Consider the following 16,990-nt stretch of genomic DNA (forward strand, 5'->3'; position numbering starts at 1 on the left):
GGGCGGCCCTTCCTCGGTGCCCCTGAGTTGGGCCGCGCCAGTTTCATACGCTGTCGGCAATGCGCAAGTGAAATAGAAGACTGAAATGACCCACTCCCCCCGCGCCCTGATCGCCGAAGACGAACCCCTGCTGGCCGAGGACCTGCGCCAGGCCCTGGCCCGCGCCTGGCCCGAGCTGCAGATTGCCGCCATGGTGGGCGACGGCCTGAGTGCCGCCCGGCAGGCGCTGGCGCTGCAGCCCGATGTGCTGTTCTTCGACATCCGCATGCCGGGCCAGAGCGGCCTGGAGGCCGCTGCCGAACTGGCCGACGCCTGGCCCGAGGCGCAGCCGTTTCCCATCCTGGTCTTCGTGACCGCCTATGACCAGTACGCCATGGACGCCTTCGAGGCCCAGGCCGTGGACTACCTGCTCAAGCCCGTGCAGCCCGAGCGGCTGGCGCGCAGCGTGCAGCGCCTGCGCGAGCTGCTGGCCCAGCGCACGGTGGCCCCGGCTGGCGCTGCCCTGGCGCAGGCGCTGGAGCAATTGCGGCATCTGGCCGGTGCCACGGCCCCCGCCGCCACCGCCACCGCCACCGAGCCGCCGCTGCAGATGATCCAGGCTGGCGTGGGCACGCAGATCCAGATGGTGCCCGTGCAGGACGTCGTCTACTTCGAGGCCGCCGACAAGTACGTGCGTGTGCTCACGGCCTCGCATGAATACCTGGTGCGCACGCCGCTCAAGGAGCTGCTGCCCCGGCTGGACGCCGAGGAATTCTGGCAGGTGCACCGCGGCACCGTGGTGCGCGCAGCCGCCATTGCCAGCGCCCAGCGCGACGAGGCCGGCCGGCTGTGGCTGCAGCTGCGCGAGCGAGCGGAGAAACTGGCCGTGAGCCGCCTCTACGCGCAGCGGTTCAAGGCGATGTAGGCGGCGATGTAGGTGGCGATGTAGACGCCGGCTCCGTCAGCGCAGCGGCGGCTGATCGGGCAGGTCCAGCACGTCGTCCCAGGCCACGCCCTGCATCTCGTCCCAATGGGCGACGATCACGCAGCGCGGCCCGTGCCCGGCCACGGGCGCAGATTGCTGGCCGGCCCGGTTCAGCCCCGCCAGCGTGCGCTGCACATGGTCGATCGATCCCCGGTCCAGCGCGGCCAGCGGCTCGTCGATCAGCAGCAGCGGCACGCCGCTGGACCAGCCCGCCGCCATCCACAGCTTGCGCAGGCTGCCCGTGGACAAGGCCAGCAGGGGCTTGTGCAGATGGGGCTCCAGGCCCAGGCCGTCGGCATGGGCCTGCCAGGCCGCCTCGCTCCAGGCCGGATGCAGCTGCCGCTGTGCCTGCACCCATTCCTGCGCGGGCCGGGCACGCTCGGCATTGGACAGTTCGGCGCGCGGGTCGCGCCAGAACAATGCAGGGCGCTGCGACGGGTCCGGCTGCTGCGGATATACCAGGCGCCCGCCCTGCAAGGGCAAATGGCCGGCCAGCGCCTGCAGCAGGCTGGTCTTGCCGCAGCCCTCGCCGCCGCGCACCAGGCACAGGCCCACGGGCCAGTCGTGCGAGGCACCATCCCACAGCAGCAGGCCCGGCTGCCCGAAGCGCAGGGCCTGCGCGCTCACCATCGGCGGCGCCATCGATTGCTGTGCGGTGTCCATCTGAATGTCTTTCCGGTTCTGCGATGCGGGCGATTGTGCACGCGGCACAATGCCGGGCTTTCCCTTTTCCAACCACGCACTACGCATGCGGACCGCCACCATGACCCTCGACTACCTGGATTTCGACTACAGCGAAGACGACGAAGGCACGGGCTGCTGGGACGCCATGGCCAGCGTGCCCGCCGCGCGCGTGCCGGCGCTGGCGGCCGAGGTGGAGCAATTGCTGGCCTGGGCGCACCGCCGCTTCAAGGGCCGGCGCGGCCCCATCGAGGAAGGCGGCGACTGGGACTACGAGCTGCAGGCCCAGGACGACGGCGGCCAGCCGCTGGACTGGCGCTTTGACGCAGCCACGGCGCGCCTGCAATCCGTGGCGGCCGGGGATGGCCGCACCACGGTGAACCTGTCGATCAGCGGCAGCGCGGCTTTCGGCGAAGCACTGCGCCAGGCCTTCGAGCTGCAGGACTGAACATCAGCGCGCGACAGCCTGCGGCCCCTGCACGGAGGCCGGTCCCAGCGGCTCCCAGCGCCCGGCCACGTTCTTGAGCAAGGTGTTGACGGCGGCCAGCCGCCGGTTGCGCACATCGATCAGGCTGCGCCGCGCCGACAGCACCGTGGTCTGGGCGCTGAGCACATTCAGATAGGCCACCGTGCCCGCGCGGTACTGGTTGTTGACGACATCCAGCGCCTTCTGCGCGGCGGCCACGGCCTCGATCTGCACCTGCTGCTCGCGCGCCAGGGCGGATGCGGTGACCAGGTTGTCCTCCACCTCCTGCAACGCCGTCAGCACGGTCTGGCGGTAGGTGGCAGCGGCCAGGTCCAGCGAGGCACGCGCCGACTCCACGGCCGCCGTGCGCGCGCCGCCGTCGAACAGCGCCAACGCCAGCGACGGGCCCAGCGACCAGAACAGGTTGGGCGCACTCACCAGGTTGGACAGCGATGCACCCCGGTAGCCGGCCGTGGCCGACAGCGTGAGCGCCGGGAAGAAGGCCGCGCGCGCCACGCCCACCTGGGCATTGGCGGCGGCCACGCGGCGCTCGGCCGCAGCAATGTCGGGGCGCTGCTCCAGCAGTTGGGACGAGAGCATGGCCGGCACCTCGGGCGGCAGCGGCAGCTCGGCGCCGGCCTCCAGGCTGAAGGCGGCCGGAGGCAGGCCCAGCAGCGCGGCCAGGGCGTGCTCCAGCTGGGCGCGGCTGGTCTGCGCCTCGATGAGCTGGGCCTGGGTGCTTTTGTACTGCGCCTCGGCCTGGGCCACGTCGGCCGACGAGGCCACGCCCGCGCGGTAGCGGTTGTTGGTGAGCTTGAGGCTTTGCTCGTAGCTCTGCAGCGTTTCCTGCAGCAGCCGCACGCTGGCATCGGCCGCGCGCAGCGAGAAATAGGTCTGCGTGATCGATGCCTGGGCCGACAGGCGCGCGGCGGCCAGGTCGTCGCTGCTGGCCTGGGCGCTGGCCTGGCTGGCGCTGACCGTGCCCGACACGCGGCCCCACAGGTCCAGCTCCCAGCTGGCGTTCAGGCCCAGCGAGTAGTTGGTCGAGATGTTGCCGCTACTGCCGGTGTTGCCGCCCGTGCCTGATGCACCCGATGCACCGGAGGCCCCGCCGCTGCGCGAGCGCGTGGCGCCGGCCGTGCTGCCCAGCGTGGGCAACAGCCCGGCCTGGCTGCTGGCCACGGCCGCCTGCGCGGCACGCAGGCGCGCGGCGGCCTGGGCAATGCTCTGGTTGCCGGTGGCGGCCTGCTGCTGCAGGCGGTTGAGCTGCTCGTCGCCGAACAGCTCCCACCAGTTGTCGGGCACTTGCGCACGCGACGGGTCCGCGGGCCGCCAGATGCCGGCCTCGGCCGCCTCGGGCGTGGCTTCCTTGAACTGGGCCGGCACCTCGAGTGCGGGGCGCTGGTAGGCGCTCTGCGTGGAGCAGCCGGCCAGCAGCGCGGCGGCCAGCCAGATCGCCGGGGTTTGGAGTGTCTTCAGCTGCATGGCCTTGGGCTTTCGGATTCGGTTCACTGGGGTGATGCGGCGGGCACAGGGGTGCCGCGGTCCTTGCCCTGCACGCGGCAACGCAGGCCCATGACACGCTGGCGCAGCCTGTCCAGCAGCACATAGACCACGGGCGTGGTGTAGAGCGTGAGCAGCTGGCTCAGCATCAGGCCGCCCACGATGGCAATGCCCAGCGGCTGGCGCAGCTCGGCGCCGTCGCCCCGGCCCAGGGCCAGCGGCAGTGCGCCGCAGATGGCCGCCAGGCTGGTCATGAGGATGGGGCGCAGCCGCAGCTCGCAGGCGCGGTAGATGGCCTGGGCGGCCGTCGCATGGCCGCCGCGCTGCCGCTCCAGCGCGAAGTCGATCATCATGATCGCGTTCTTCTTGACGATGCCGATCAGCAAAATCACCCCGATCAGCGCGATCAGCGAGAACTCCGTCTTGAACAGCATCAGCGCCATCAGCGCACCCACGCCGGCCGAAGGCAGCGTGGACAGGATGGTCAGCGGGTGCACCAGGCTCTCATAGAGCACGCCCAGCACCAGGTAGATGGTGATGATGGCCGCCAGGATCAGCAGCGGCTGCCCCGACAGCGCCTGCTGGAAGGCCCCTGCCGTGCCGCTGAAGCTGCCGCGCACCGACACGGGCACGCCCAGCTCGGCCACGGCCGCGCGGATGGCGTCGCTGGCATCCGACAGCGCCACGCCTTCGGCCAGGCTGAAGCTGATGGTGCTGGCCGGCGTGCCCCGGTCGTGGTTCACGGACAGCGGCGTGTTGGTGGTGGTGATGCGCGCAAACGAGGTCAGCGGCACCTGCTCGCCCTGGTTGTTCACGAAGAAGAAGCCGCGCAGCGTCTCGGGGCTTTGCAGGTAGCGCGGCGCGGCCTCCATCACCACGCGGTACTGGTTGAGCGGGTTGTAGATCACGCCCACCTGGCGCTGGCCGAAGGCGTTGTTGAGCGTGCCGTCGATCTGCGCCACCGTCAGCCCCAGGCGCGTGGCCGCGTCGCGGTCGATCACCAGCGATGTCTGCAGGCCGAAGTCGGAGACATCGCTGTTGACGTCCGTGAGCTGGGGCAGCTGCGACAGCACCTGGCGGATGCGCGGCTCCCAGGTGCGCAGGTCCTGGATGTCGTCGGCCTGCAGCGTGTAGTCGTACGAGCCCGAGCTTTGCCGCCCGCCGATGCGGATATCGCTTTGCGTGACCATGAACAGCCGCGCGCCGGGCTCGTTCTTGAGCTTGTCGCGCAGGCGGTTGATCACCTCGTCGGAAGACACCTTGCGCTCGGCCAGCGGCTTGAGCGACATGAACATGTTGGCCGCATTGCGCTGGCCGCCGCCCGTGAAGCCCGTCACGTACTCCACGGCCGGGTCTTCCTGCACGATGGACAGGAAGCGCTTGAGCCGCTGCTCCATGGCCTGGTAGGAGGTGGACTGGTCGGCCCGGATGAAGCCCATCACGCGGCCCGTGTCCTGGCTGGGCATGAAGCCCTTGTCGATGGCCATGTACAGGTGCACGTTCAGCGCCACCACGCCGGCCAGCACCAGCAGCACCAGCGGCTGGTGGCGCAGGCACCAGGCCAGGCTTGCGCGGTAGCCGGACATGGCACGCCGCTCGGCCCGGCCCACCCAGGCGCCGAAGCGGTCCCAGGCGCGGCCCATTGGCCCGCGCGGACGCGCCTGTGCAGCAGGCCGCTGCGGCCGCAGCAGCGCCGCGCACATCATGGGCGTGGTGGTCAGCGACACCACCATCGAGATCAGAATCGCCGCCGACATCACCACCGCGAACTCGCGGAAGAACCGCCCCACGATGCCGCCCATGAACAGGATGGGCACGAACACCGCGATCAGCGACAGGCTCATGGACACCACGGTGAACCCGATCTCGCGCGCCCCGTCCAGCGCCGCGCGCAGCGCGGTCTTGCCGCGCTCCATGTGGCGCATCACGTTCTCCAGCACCACGATGGCATCGTCCACCACAAAGCCCGTGGCCACGGTCAGCGCCATCAGCGACAGGTTGTCCAGCGTATAGCCGGCCAGGTACATCACGCCGAACGTGCCCGCCAGCGACACCGGCACGGCCACGGCCGGAATCAGCGTGGCCCGGCCATTGCGCAGGAACAGGAACACCACCAGGATCACCAGCGCCACGGCGATCAACAGCGCCCGTTCCACCTCCACCACCGAGGCGCGCAGCGTGGGCGTGCGGTCGGACACGATGGTCAGATCGATCGCCTCGGGGATGGACGCCTTGAGCTGCGGCAGCAAAGAGCGCACGCGCGCCACGGCCTCCAGGATGTTGGCATCGGGCTGCTTGAAGATCTGCAGCAGGATGGCGGGCTTGCCATTGGCCACGCCGTAGTTGCGCACGTCCTGCACCGAATCCGTGACATCGGCCACGTCCTGCAGCCGGATCGCATTGCCATTGCTCCAGCGCAGCACAAGCGGCGCATAGTCGGCCGCCACGCGGGCCTGGTCATTGGCGGTCACCTGCCAGTAATGGTCCTCGCGCTCCACCGCGCCCAGCGGCCGGTTGGCATTCGTGGCCGAAATGGCGGTACGCACCTGGTCCAGCGACACGCCATTGGCCGCCAGCTTCACCGGGTCCAGCTCCACGCGCACGGCCGGCAGCGCCCCCCCGCTGATGGACGCCTGGCCCACGCCCTCCACCTGCGAGAGCTTCTGCGCCAGCACGGTGGACGCCGCGTCATACATCTGCCCGCGCGTCAGCGCGCTGGACGTGAGTGCCAGGATCATGATCGGCGCATCGGCCGGATTCACCTTGCGATACGTAGGATTGCCCGGCATGCCCGAAGGCAGCAGCGTGCGCGCCGCATTGATGGCGGCCTGCACATCGCGCGCCGCGCTGTCCACCGTGCGCGACAGATCGAACTGCAGCGTGATGCGCGTACTGCCCAGGCTGGAGCTGGACGTGATCTCATTGACCCCCGCAATCGCCCCCAGCGCCCGCTCCAGCGGCGTCGCCACCGTCGCCGCCATGGTGTCGGGGCTTGCACCCGGCAGGCTGGCGGACACCGAAATCGTCGGATAGTCCACCTGCGGCAGCGGCGCCACCGGCAGCAGGAAATACGACACCGCCCCCGCCAGCGCCAGGCCGATGGTCATCAGCATGGTGGCAATGGGCCGGAAGATGAACGGCGCCGAGAGATTGGAAAGCTGGCTCATGACCCAGCCCCAAAAACCTCAGGCCGAGCGAAGCGATGGCCCATCCCCCCGCCTTCCCCCCTCTGCCCACGCCTGCGTTGGGCGCGATGCGGGGTGGCAAGCCTGCCGAAGGACAGGCTTGCTTCGTCATCTGACTTGCCGCAGTTGTCTGAGCGGCGCGCGAAGCGCAAAGCGAGTTCTGCGGCACACCCCGCATCGTGCCCAACGCAGGTTGCCCGCAGCGAAGCGAAGGGTCGTGGGCAGTGGGGGCGCATTTCTTTGCCTACTTTCTTGCTGCGAGGCAAGAAAGTAGGTCGGCCGCCGGGCCGAACCCCGGCCAGCGGCGCCAGCCAAAAGCGCAGATCAAGCTCAAGCATGGGCCTGCTCCGAAGAAGCACCCCGACGATCCCGCCACCTCTGCGCCCACCCCTCAAACGTCAAATAAATCACAGGCGTAGTGAACAGAGTCAACAACTGACTCACCAGCAAGCCCCCCACCAACGTCACCCCCAACGGATGCCGCAACTCACTGCCCACCCCCGTCCCCAGCATCAACGGCAAGGCCCCCAGCAAAGCCGCCAAAGTCGTCATCAGGATAGGCCGGAACCGCAGCAGGCAGGCCTGGTAGATGGCCTCGCGCGGCGTATGCCCCTCCTCGCGCTGCGCCTCCAGCGCGAAGTCGATCATCATGATCGCGTTCTTCTTGACGATGCCGATCAGCAGCACGATGCCGATGATGGCGATGATGTCCAGGTCCAGCCCCGCCAGCAGCAGGGCCAGCAGCGCGCCCACGCCGGCCGAGGGCAGCGTGGACAGGATGGTCACCGGGTGGATGGTGCTCTCATAGAGCACGCCCAGCACGATGTACATGGTGATCACCGCCGCCAGCACCAGCAGCAGCGTGTTGGACAGCGAGGCCTGGAAGGCCAGGGCCGCGCCCTGGAAGGCAGCGTCCACCGACAGCGGCATATGGCCCTCGGTGCGCAGCTGGGCCATCAGGTCCTGCACGGCCTTGACGGCATGGCCCAGCGACACGCCGGGCGCGGTGTTGAACGAGATGGTGGCGGCGGGCAGCTGGCCCACATGGTTCACGGCCAGGGCCATGGGCCGCTCGCTGACCGTGGCCACCGAGGACAGCGGCACGGGCGCGCCCGCGCTGGAGGCCACGTAGATGGACTGCAGCGCCTCGGGCCCGACCTTGAACTGCGGCGCCACCTCCAGCACCACGCGGTACTGGTTGGACTGCGTGAAGATGGTGGAGATCTGGCGCTGGCCGAAGGCGTTGTACAGCGCCGTGTCGATGGCCGAGACCGTCACGCCCAGCCGGCTGGCCTTGGCCCGGTCGATCTGCACGAAGGCCTGCAGGCCCTGGTCCTGCAGGTCGCTGCCCACGTCGACCAGCTCGGGCAGGTCGTGCATGCGCTCGACCAGGGCCTGGGTGCTCATGGCCAGCTGCGCCATGTCGGGCGAGGACATCAGCAGCTGGTACTGGGTGCGCGCCACGCGGTCCTCGATGGTCAGGTCCTGCACGGGCTGGGCGTACAGGCGGATGCCCGGGATCTGCAGCGCATCGTCGGACAGGCGGCGCAGCACGGCGGGCACGCCATCGCGCTGGCCATGGGGCTTGAGGTCGATCAGCAGCCGGCCCGTGTTCAGCGTGGTGTTGCTGCCATCGACGCCGATGAAGGACGAGATGCTCTGCACGGCCGGGTCCTTGAGCAGCAGCTCGGCCAGGGCCTGCTGGCGCTCGGCCATGGCGGCAAAGGAGATGGACTGGTCGGCCTCGGTCGTGGCCTGGATGCTGCCCGTGTCCTGGTCCGGGAAGAAGCCCTTGGGCACGGCAAAGTACAGCAGCACGGTCACGGCCAGCGTGGCCAGGAAGACGATCCATGTCAGGCGCCGGCGGTCCAGCACCCAGGTGAGGATGCGGCCGTAGCCGGCGATGGTGCGGTCGAAGAAACGGCCCGTGGCGTGGTACAGGCGGCCATGCCGTTCTTCCTGGGCCCCTTCGGGCTGGTGGCGCAGCAGCCGCGCGCACAGCATCGGCGTGAGCGTCAGCGAGACCACGGCCGAGATCAGGATGGCCACCGCCATGGTGATGGCGAACTCGTGGAACAGCCGCCCCACCACGTCGCCCATGAACAGCAGCGGGATCAGCACGGCGATCAGCGAAATCGTCAGCGAGATGATGGTGAAGCCGATCTGCCTGGCGCCCTTGAGCGCGGCCTGCATGGGCGGCTCGCCCTGTTCCACGAAGCGCGCGATGTTCTCGATCATCACGATCGCATCGTCCACCACGAAGCCGGTGGCGATCGTCAGCGCCATCAGCGTGAGGTTGTTGAGGGAAAAACCGGCCAGGTACATCACGCCGAAGGTGCCGATCAGCGACAGCGGCACGGCAAAGCTCGGTATCAGCGTGGCCGAGGCGCTGCGCAGGAAGACGAAGATCACCGCCACCACCAGGGCGATGGCCAGCATCAGCTCCAGCTGCATGTCGTTGACCGAGGCGCGGATGGTCACCGTGCGGTCGGTCAGCACCTGCACGTCCAGCGAGGCCGGCAGGGTCTCCTTGAGCTGGGGCAGCAGCGCCTTGATGCGGTCCACCGTCTCGATCACGTTGGCGCCGGGCTGGCGCCGGATGTTGAGGATCACGCCCGCGCGCGAGCCACCCTCGGGCGTGCCGGCCCAGGCGGCCAGGCGCGTGTTCTCGGCATCGTCCACGGTCTGGGCGATGTCGGACAGGCGCACGGGCAGGCCGTTCTTGAAGGCGATGATGAGGTTGCGGTACTCGGCCGCCGACTGCAGCTGGTCGTTGGCATCGATGGTGGAGGCACGCGCCGGCCCGTCGAAGCCGCCCTTGGCCTGCTTGACGTTGGCGGCGGCGATGGCGGTGCGCACATCGTCCAGCGTCATGCCCAGGCCGGCCAGCGCCGTCGGGTTGGCCTGGATGCGCACGGCAGGCCGGCGCCCGCCGGCAATCGCCACCAGTCCCACGCCGTTGACCTGCGAGAGCTTGGGCGCCAGGCGGTTTTCCACCAGGTCATTGACGCGGATCACCGGCAGCGAGGGCGAGGTGATGGCCAGCGTGAGGATGGGCGCATCCGCCGGATTGACCTTGCTGTACAGCGGGGGCATGGGCAGGTCGCTGGGCAGCAGGTTGGCACCCGCGTTGATGGCGGCCTGCACCTGCTGCTCGGCCACGTCCATGGCCATGTCCAGCGCAAAGCGCAGCGTGATCACCGAGGCACCGCCCGAACTGGTGGACGACATCTGCGACAGCCCCGGCATCTGGCCGAGCTGGCGCTCCAGCGGCGCGGTGACGTTGGAGGTCATCACGTCCGGGCTGGCACCGGGGTACAGCGTGGTGACCTGGATGGTGGGGTAGTCCACCTCGGGCAGGGCCGAAATCGGCAACAGCCGGTAGGCCAGCAGGCCGGCGATCAGCACCGCCACCATCAGCAGCGAGGTGGCGACGGGTCGCAGGATGAAGATGCGGGAAAGATTCATGGGGCCGCCTGGAAGGGCTTGCAGTCTTCAGGTGCCGGGGCGCTGCTCAGCGCCCGGCCGGAGCGGGAGCCGCCGGGGCAGCAGGCGCAGAGGGCGCGGCAGGTGCCGGGCCGGGCGAAGGCTGGGGCGATCCGGGCGACGGTGCCGGCGACTGGCCTGCGGGCGCGGAGCCTTCGGCCGCCGGCGCGGGCACGTTGCCGCCACTGCCACCGTTACCACCACTGCCACCGTTACCGCCATTGCGCTGCCCACCGCGCTCGGCGCGCAGCTTCTGCAGGTAGGCCTTGCGCTCGTCGGGGTTCATGGTCGCCAGCTTGGCGCGCACATCGGGCGGCAGATTGCGCATGCCGCGCGGCTGGCTGGAGGCGTCCTGCACGGCCTGGTCCACCTTCTGCACCTTGTCGGGCTCGATCACCGTGACCTTGGCGCCTTCGCGCAGGCGGTCAATGCCATCGACCACCACCTGCTCGCCAGGCTTGAGTTCGCCCTTCACGCTCACCCGGTCGCCATCGGTCACGCCCACGGTGATGCGCCGCTGCGTCACCGTGCCATCCTCCTGGACCAGATAGACGTAGTTGTTCTGCACGGCCGTGGTCGGCACGGTCAGCGCCTGCTCCAGCCGGTCCACTTCCAGCCTGACGTTGACGAACTGGTTGGCGAACAGCCGGCCCTCGGCATTGTCGAAGGCGGCCTTGGCCTTGATGGTGCCGGTGGCGATGTCGATGCTGTTGTCCACCGCATTCAGGCGGCCGCGCCCCAATTGCTGCTTCAGGTCCCGGTCCCACAGCTCCACGGGCAGCTCGCGGCCCTCGGCCAGGCGCCGCGCCAGCGTGCCCACATGCGCCTCGGGCACGGAGAACACCGCATCGATGGGCTTGACCTGCGTGATGGTGACGATGCCGTTGGCATCCGAAGGGTTGACCACATTGCCCCGGTCGGCCTGGCGCAGGCCCAGCCGGCCCGCAATGGGCGCCGTGATGCGCGTGTAGCTCAGTTGCAGCCTGGCCGCATCGGCCTGGGCCTGGTCGGCGGCCACCGTGCCCTGGTACTGGCGCACCAGCGCAGCCTGGGTATCGACCTGCTGGCCGGCAATGGAATCCTGGGCCTGCAGCTCCTTGTAGCGCTGCAGGTCCAGCTGGGCGTTCTTGAGCAGCGCCTGGTCGCGCTGCAGCGTGCCCTGGATCTGGTTGAAGCTGGCCTGGAAGCTGCGCGGATCGATCTCGGCCAGCAGCTGGCCGGCCTTGACCTCGTCGCCTTCCTTGAAATGCAGGCGCAGCAACTCGCCCGACACCTTGGCGCGCACCACGGCCGTGGCGCGCGGGTTCATGGTGCCGATGGCGCTGATCAGCACGCGCATGTCGCGCCGCTCCACCACGCCCACGGACACCGGCTGCGCCTGGGCACCCATGGCGCCGGGGCCGCCAGGTCCACCCGGGCCGCCGGGGCCGCGCCGGCCGCCTCCCGCACGCCCGCCCCCCGGGCCGGGCGCACCGGCCGAGGCCTGCTCGCCCTGCGCCGGCGCCCGCTTGTTCCACCACCACAGCCCGCCCCCCGCGACCAGGGCCAATGCCACCACGCCCCACATCAGGGCAGGCCGTATCCGGCCACATTGGCGTACGCCGTGGGCATCTGCAACAAGGGGGCTGCTGGACAGGCGTTTCATGGTCACTGCGGGAAATCGTGGGAGGAAGCCGTGGGCCCGGCCCCGGAACGGGGCACGGCGGCGGATGCGGCTATGGTAGCCAGTCCCATGCTCTCCAAAACGAGGCAGATCGCCGTTTTACGCAGGCATTACCCCCGCTTTACCCCGGCTTTACCCGCCCTGGCCAGAGCGTTTTCGGAAACAGGTCGGCCACCCGTCGGCAGGGCCTCAGACAGGGCACGGCGCTCACAACACTGTTGACCCAGGTACGGCCAATGCGGGGCGCATCAGCCCGAAAGTCCATTGAAAACAAGGCATTGCACCCCAGCCCGGCGCAGGTCGCGCCTGTCACCCCGTTGGACTGCACCCCGCGCTTGTGGCTACCATGCGCGGCCGCCGGCCTGCAGGCGCAGGCCGCCATCCATCCGTCCCAGGAGAACACCATGACGACTGCCAACCCACGCCTGACCGACCATCCCGAAGAAGCCGCCGTGCGCGTGCCGCTGGAGCTGTACATGCGCGGCCATGCCGAGGACAACAGCGCCCACATGCGCGCCGCCTTCATGCCCACCGCCCGCATCGAAAGCGTGCGCGAAGGCCCGCTGACCTCCTGGGACATCGACACCTACTGCGCCCGCTTCAAGGGCCAGCCCGCCGCCGACGAGGCCACGCGCCGCCGCAGCATCGACGCCATCGACATCGGCGGCACGGCGGCCAGCGCCAAGATCACCCTGGTGCACGGCGCCATCACCTTCATCGACTACTTCGTGCTGCTCAAGACCGAGGCCGGCTGGAAGATTGCCAACAAGGCCTTCCATGCCCAGCCGCACTGACATCACCAGGGCTTGAAATGGGCCAGCAGGCCGTAGGTCAGCGCACCAGCCAAGGTCGGCATGGCAATGCCTCCCCGCACCAGGCGTGCGAGGCAGATGGCCAGCAAAGCCACGGAGATCACGGCCACCCGCCCCCAGCGGACATCGCTGACCAACAGCCCCCAGGTTGACACCACGAACAGGGCAGCGATGGCGGCGGGCCCGACACCCGCCAGCCACCTCTGCACCTTCCGGGACGCCCGTGCAGAGTGCCCTCTGCGGCGTGCCTGCCACAGCGGCAACCAGCGCAGGCCAAAGGTGCCGGCACCGCACAACAGCAAGATCCAGAATGTGTACGACATGGTGATCAGCCCCTATCGGCCGTGGCCGCATGCGCCAGCGCACCGCACAGGATCGCCAGCGCCAGGGCGTGGTAGCCCGGAATGAAGCAAATCAGCACCGCAGCGACCACGGCGGCCGTGAGCACCGCACGCCACCAGCGAAGCACACCCGCCTCCAGCAGCAGCGCAAAGAACAACGCGGGCAGAACAAAGGCCAGCCCCTCGCGGACGGCTGCCGGCCACCGATCTACCTCGCCCACCAGCGTCACCCCCATCACCGTGCCGCCCACCCAGGCCGCGTAGGCGCCAAGTTGCAAGCCCAGAAACCAGTGCTCGCGCTCGGCCTCTGGCACGCCCTGCATCTTGCTCATGGCGGTGGCAAACACCTCGTCGGTCAGGCCAAAGGCCAACCAGGGCGTGGCCAGGCGCTGCCGCGGCCCCAGCACCACCTGCAGGGCCGGGCCATACAGCACATGCCGCGCATTCATCAACAGCACCGTGGGCAAAGCGGTCCACAGCCCGGCTCCCGAAGCCAGCAACGAAATCAGCAGGAACTGGCTGGCTCCGGCATAGACCAGCACGGATGCCAGCACGGCAATGGATGGAGCAAGACCCGCCTGAACGGCCGCCACGCCAAAGGAAAAAGCAATCGGCAGATAGCCCGTCGCCACGGAGAGGCTGGCCGTCAGGCCGGCCAACATGACACGGCCTCGTGTCATGCCGCTCATGCGCCCCGCCTACGAAACGTCACTACATGAGTGCCACCATCGTGCGCTTGGTCACCGCAAGTGGCGTACACGCGTCTGTGCCGAAGCAGTTCCAGGCCGGTGCCTGCGGCCAGTTCCAGAAATCGGCGGACATGGGTCTTGCATTCGACTTCATAGTCGAACCCCGCCACCATGGCCTGCAACTCCAGCCAGAAAAAACGCACATATGCTCCGACCGCGTGGGCAGGCCGCTTGTCCAACGATGCCTGTCGGACCTGTGCAAACAAGTCTCGACATAGCCGCACAGCAGCCAATGACTGACCTTGCTCGGCTAAAAAGACCGCTTGACCGAGATATTGCTGAAACGCGCGATACAAGCTGTAGTCCAGATCGTCCATACGGGGGAGATCACAGCATTCCATCGCGGCGGCAACGTGGAGGATGTAGGCACTGTGATGGCGAACCAGCGCAGCATTGCGCGATTCAACATCACGGAACGAGGGCAAAAACTCATCGGCCACAGACAAAACACCTCCAGGCTTGAGCAGCATCCGGGCTTTTTGCAGCATGAAGGCTGTGTTGAAGTGGTGCGACGCCCCCACGGATGTGATCAATTTAGATTGACCATCGGAGAGATTCAACTCCAGGAATCCACCCTGATGTAGAGAAATTCCTTCTCGCCCTTCTACATTGATGCGCAGACACGCATACGCCACAGGATCTGGTTCCACAGCCAGCGCCTTCAAGTCCGGCAAAAGCTCCTGCAGCATCAGCAGAGGAAGACCAGGCCCAGTTCCGATATCCACGGTCTGTCGCGCTGGCGTGAAGTCAACAATATCCTGGGCCATGGCAACGACCTGTCTTGCATACGCAGGATGAAGCAACTCGAATGCGTCGTAGTGCTCGACCTGAATCCGGCTCGAGAACGCACCTGCTTCAGTGGATGGCTCCACAGATACAACAGCCTGTCGATCAAGCAATTTCAAAGTCTTAGGCAGTATCAATTGGCCCGATTTCAAAGCACACTCTCCGCCCAGTGCCTGTAGCACCTTGTGCTCACTGACAAGATCATCCTCAACGAACCTTGACTCGGAGATCAGATCAGCCTCAGCCTCTCGGGCCAGTACCAGCGCTCGGCAACCCAATGCCGTTCGGCCCAAGGGATGATCCGTCTCGGCAAAGGCCTGTGCGAAATACCGAGGCAGAACTACCAGGAAAGGCCCTTCGACATCGACACCCATGAGCACCGACTGCGGCCAACGATAGCTCGCAGAATCCATCGAAAGCAGTTTGTCCCGCAATAGTGCAAGCGCGGCTGCCGACTGCAGCCGGCAACCTCTAAACCGGAGCATCATGGCGCCAAACCCATTGGCCACTTCGATGAACACACGCATCAGCATGCATTCCACACCTTCCCATGCAGCAGCGGTGGCGGGCCATTCAAGAGCACAGAAAAGGTCAGCGCCTGCCGGTGCCGCCGATGCTGGGTACTCGACGAACACAACGGCCTGTGCTGGCTTTCCCATAGCGCCATAAACATGAGGAACATCAGCGGGAAAAGAATGAACTTCGCCAGAGTTGAGCACCCTGGGAGCCAGCAGGTCTCCGACCAACATGGGACCACTGGTCACAACTACTTTCTCCCTCACGCCTGGGGGATGTGCAGCAGATTGCTTGGTGTAGCCCGCCGCCAAGTGCATGCGGTAGGACTCGATGGAAGAACCACTTTCATCGTCAGTTCGTTCAATAAAACGAACGGCGACCTGGCCGTCGCCGATATGAACCGGACCTAGACTGGTCCCAGACACCAATTGACCAAAAGGTGTATCGAGCGCATTGGCAATCGCCCACAGCGTCTCTATTTTGGGATTACCCTGAGCAGACTCCAGTCCTGACAAGGTGGACTTGGCAATCCCGCAACGTTGGGAAAGCCCTGAAAGAGTCAGCCCACGCTGTTCACGCAATTGGCCCAGATTTCGGGCTAGAGTGTCGAGAATCTGCATGATCGATCCTGGCTATAAAGAACGAATGTTCAATATAAATCACAAATCGATCAATTGAAAGTTTTCACTATTGGCAATGGGCACCACATAGCCCAGGCGGGGCAGGTTATACCCCGCACACCAGGGGCGTGATGCCCTCGGGCCCGTCATCCTCCAGCGGCTGCGGGGGCTGGGCGGCGGCGAGCTTGCCTTCTTCCACGGTCATGCCGCGCGGCAGGGCCACGCCGTTCTTGGCGGCCAGGACCTCGGCCATGATGCTGACGGCGATTTCGGGGGGCGTCTTGCTGCCTATGTACAGGCCGATGGGGCCGCGCAGGCGCGCGAGCTGCGCGTCGCCCAGGCCGAAGTGCTCGCTCAGGCGCTGCAGGCGCAGCGCGGTGTTGCGGCGCGAGCCGATGGCGCCGACGTAGAAGGCCGGGGATTCCAGGGCTTCCATGAGGGCCAGGTCGTCGAGCTTGGGGTCGTGCGTGAGGCCGATGATGCAGGTGCGCGCATCGGCGCGCATGGTGCGCACGAGGTCGTCGGGCATCTCGCGCGACAGCTGCACGCCGGCCACGCTCCAGTGGCGGCTGTATTCCTCGCGCGGGTCGCAGACGGTGACCGCAAAGCCGTTGAACAGCGCCATGGTGGCCAGGTATTCGGACAGCTGGCCTGCGCCGATGAGCAGCATGCGGTACTCGGGGCCGAAGCTGTTGGCGACCTGCTGCCCGTCATGCACCAGCGGCTCGGGCGCATCGCTGACCTGCTGGGCGACCTGGCCGGTGGCCTTGTCCACGGTGCGCCGCACCATGCGGCCTTCGTCCAGCCATTGCACGAGTTGCTGCAGCGCAGCAGCGTCGGGATTGAATTCGAGCAGCAGCTCCAGCGTGCCGCCGCAGGGCAGGCCGAAGCGGTGGGCCTCGTCGGCGCTGACGCCGTAGCGCAGCAGCCGGGGCGCGCCGTCACGCAGGGCGTCGGCGTCCGAGGCGTGGCTGTAGCGGGCGATCAGGTCATCCTCGATGCAGCCGCCGGACACGGAGCCGACCACGGCGCCCGAGGCCCCCAGCGCCATGATGGAGCCGATGGGCCGGGGCGACGAGCCCCAGGTACGCACCACCGTGGCCAGCAGCGCGCGCTCGCCCTGAGCGCGCCATTGCGCGAGGTGGCGCAGAACATGAACATCCAGGTTTTCCATTGCAAATCTCCACGCCGGCACCTGGCTTGCCTGTGCAGCTGGGC

Annotated in this window: 12 protein-coding genes; 3 read left to right on the plus strand and 9 right to left on the minus strand. The window is 67.7% G+C overall.

Annotated elements, in window-relative coordinates; all coding sequences use genetic code 11:
* The first annotated feature begins 85 nt into the window (after positions 1-85).
* A complete protein-coding gene (locus tag ACRSCF_RS22185; protein ID WP_244386636.1) occupies positions 86-904 on the plus strand; it encodes a LytR/AlgR family response regulator transcription factor in 819 nt (272 codons plus the stop codon).
* A gap of 36 nt (positions 905-940) precedes the next feature.
* Here ACRSCF_RS22185 and ACRSCF_RS22190 read toward each other — a convergent pair whose 3' ends face one another.
* Positions 941-1,714 (minus strand): ABC transporter ATP-binding protein, encoded by a 774-nt coding sequence (locus ACRSCF_RS22190; RefSeq protein ID WP_034368304.1) that lies wholly within the window; start codon positions 1,712-1,714, stop codon positions 941-943.
* Between the two features lie 13 nt (positions 1,715-1,727).
* Here ACRSCF_RS22190 and ACRSCF_RS22195 point away from each other — a divergent pair, with 13 nt between their 5' ends.
* Positions 1,728-2,093, plus strand: coding sequence for a hypothetical protein (locus ACRSCF_RS22195; RefSeq protein ID WP_034368314.1), 366 nt, complete (start codon positions 1,728-1,730; stop codon positions 2,091-2,093).
* A gap of 3 nt (positions 2,094-2,096) precedes the next feature.
* On the opposite strand, the gene ACRSCF_RS22200 is transcribed toward ACRSCF_RS22195, so the two are convergent.
* From ACRSCF_RS22200 to ACRSCF_RS22215, 4 genes are all read right to left on the minus strand, one after another.
* Positions 2,097-3,596: an efflux transporter outer membrane subunit gene (locus ACRSCF_RS22200; RefSeq protein ID WP_244451712.1), complete on the minus strand. Its 1,500-nt coding sequence runs from the start codon at positions 3,594-3,596 to the stop codon at positions 2,097-2,099.
* Between the two features lie 23 nt (positions 3,597-3,619).
* On the minus strand, positions 3,620-6,781 hold the full coding sequence (locus ACRSCF_RS22205; protein WP_034368301.1) for a multidrug efflux RND transporter permease subunit: 3,162 nt from the start codon (positions 6,779-6,781) through the stop codon (positions 3,620-3,622).
* A 348-nt stretch (positions 6,782-7,129) separates the two neighbouring features.
* Positions 7,130-10,267, minus strand: a complete 3,138-nt coding sequence (locus tag ACRSCF_RS22210; protein WP_432675087.1) for an MdtB/MuxB family multidrug efflux RND transporter permease subunit — start codon at positions 10,265-10,267, stop codon at positions 7,130-7,132.
* A 46-nt stretch (positions 10,268-10,313) separates the two neighbouring features.
* Entirely contained in the window at positions 10,314-11,930 is a 1,617-nt protein-coding gene (locus tag ACRSCF_RS22215) for an efflux RND transporter periplasmic adaptor subunit (RefSeq protein ID WP_133072819.1), read from the minus strand.
* 422 nt (positions 11,931-12,352) lie between these two features.
* Here ACRSCF_RS22215 and ACRSCF_RS22220 point away from each other — a divergent pair, with 422 nt between their 5' ends.
* Positions 12,353-12,742 (plus strand): nuclear transport factor 2 family protein, encoded by a 390-nt coding sequence (locus tag ACRSCF_RS22220; RefSeq protein ID WP_013803605.1) that lies wholly within the window; start codon positions 12,353-12,355, stop codon positions 12,740-12,742.
* A gap of 2 nt (positions 12,743-12,744) precedes the next feature.
* Here ACRSCF_RS22220 and ACRSCF_RS22225 read toward each other — a convergent pair whose 3' ends face one another.
* The 4 genes from ACRSCF_RS22225 to ACRSCF_RS22240 form a co-directional block, all read right to left on the minus strand.
* Positions 12,745-13,083 (minus strand): AzlD domain-containing protein, encoded by a 339-nt coding sequence (locus tag ACRSCF_RS22225; protein WP_034365400.1) that lies wholly within the window; start codon positions 13,081-13,083, stop codon positions 12,745-12,747.
* 5 nt (positions 13,084-13,088) lie between these two features.
* Positions 13,089-13,781, minus strand: coding sequence for an AzlC family ABC transporter permease (locus ACRSCF_RS22230; protein WP_034365397.1), 693 nt, complete (start codon positions 13,779-13,781; stop codon positions 13,089-13,091).
* 5 nt (positions 13,782-13,786) lie between these two features.
* The gene (locus ACRSCF_RS22235; protein WP_082254153.1) at positions 13,787-15,772 is read right to left on the minus strand and encodes a helix-turn-helix domain-containing protein; all 1,986 of its coding nucleotides are present in this window, start codon (positions 15,770-15,772) and stop codon (positions 13,787-13,789) included.
* A 106-nt stretch (positions 15,773-15,878) separates the two neighbouring features.
* Complete coding sequence (locus ACRSCF_RS22240; RefSeq protein WP_034365394.1) at positions 15,879-16,946, minus strand: XdhC family protein; 1,068 nt, start codon at positions 16,944-16,946, stop codon at positions 15,879-15,881.
* Positions 16,947-16,990: the final 44 nt, after the last annotated feature.

It is taken from the genome of Delftia sp. 11MD, assembly GCF_050907895.1.
Taxonomy (GTDB): Bacteria; Pseudomonadota; Gammaproteobacteria; order Burkholderiales; family Burkholderiaceae_C; genus Comamonas; species Comamonas tsuruhatensis.

Excerpts from the sequence above, each read along its gene's own strand:
- ACRSCF_RS22185 (WP_244386636.1), top strand. The coding sequence starts at position 86 with ATGACCCACTCCCCCCGCGCCCTGATCGCCGAAGACGAACCCCTGCTG.
- ACRSCF_RS22190 (WP_034368304.1), bottom strand. The coding sequence starts at position 1,714 with ATGCGTAGTGCGTGGTTGGAAAAGGGAAAGCCCGGCATTGTGCCGCGT.
- ACRSCF_RS22195 (WP_034368314.1), top strand. The coding sequence starts at position 1,728 with ATGACCCTCGACTACCTGGATTTCGACTACAGCGAAGACGACGAAGGC.
- ACRSCF_RS22200 (WP_244451712.1), bottom strand. The coding sequence starts at position 3,596 with ATGCAGCTGAAGACACTCCAAACCCCGGCGATCTGGCTGGCCGCCGCG.
- ACRSCF_RS22205 (WP_034368301.1), bottom strand. The coding sequence starts at position 6,781 with ATGAGCCAGCTTTCCAATCTCTCGGCGCCGTTCATCTTCCGGCCCATT.
- ACRSCF_RS22210 (WP_432675087.1), bottom strand. The coding sequence starts at position 10,267 with ATGAATCTTTCCCGCATCTTCATCCTGCGACCCGTCGCCACCTCGCTG.
- ACRSCF_RS22215 (WP_133072819.1), bottom strand. The coding sequence starts at position 11,930 with ATGAAACGCCTGTCCAGCAGCCCCCTTGTTGCAGATGCCCACGGCGTA.
- ACRSCF_RS22220 (WP_013803605.1), top strand. The coding sequence starts at position 12,353 with ATGACGACTGCCAACCCACGCCTGACCGACCATCCCGAAGAAGCCGCC.
- ACRSCF_RS22225 (WP_034365400.1), bottom strand. The coding sequence starts at position 13,083 with ATGTCGTACACATTCTGGATCTTGCTGTTGTGCGGTGCCGGCACCTTT.
- ACRSCF_RS22230 (WP_034365397.1), bottom strand. The coding sequence starts at position 13,781 with ATGACACGAGGCCGTGTCATGTTGGCCGGCCTGACGGCCAGCCTCTCC.
- ACRSCF_RS22235 (WP_082254153.1), bottom strand. The coding sequence starts at position 15,772 with ATGCAGATTCTCGACACTCTAGCCCGAAATCTGGGCCAATTGCGTGAA.
- ACRSCF_RS22240 (WP_034365394.1), bottom strand. The coding sequence starts at position 16,946 with ATGGAAAACCTGGATGTTCATGTTCTGCGCCACCTCGCGCAATGGCGC.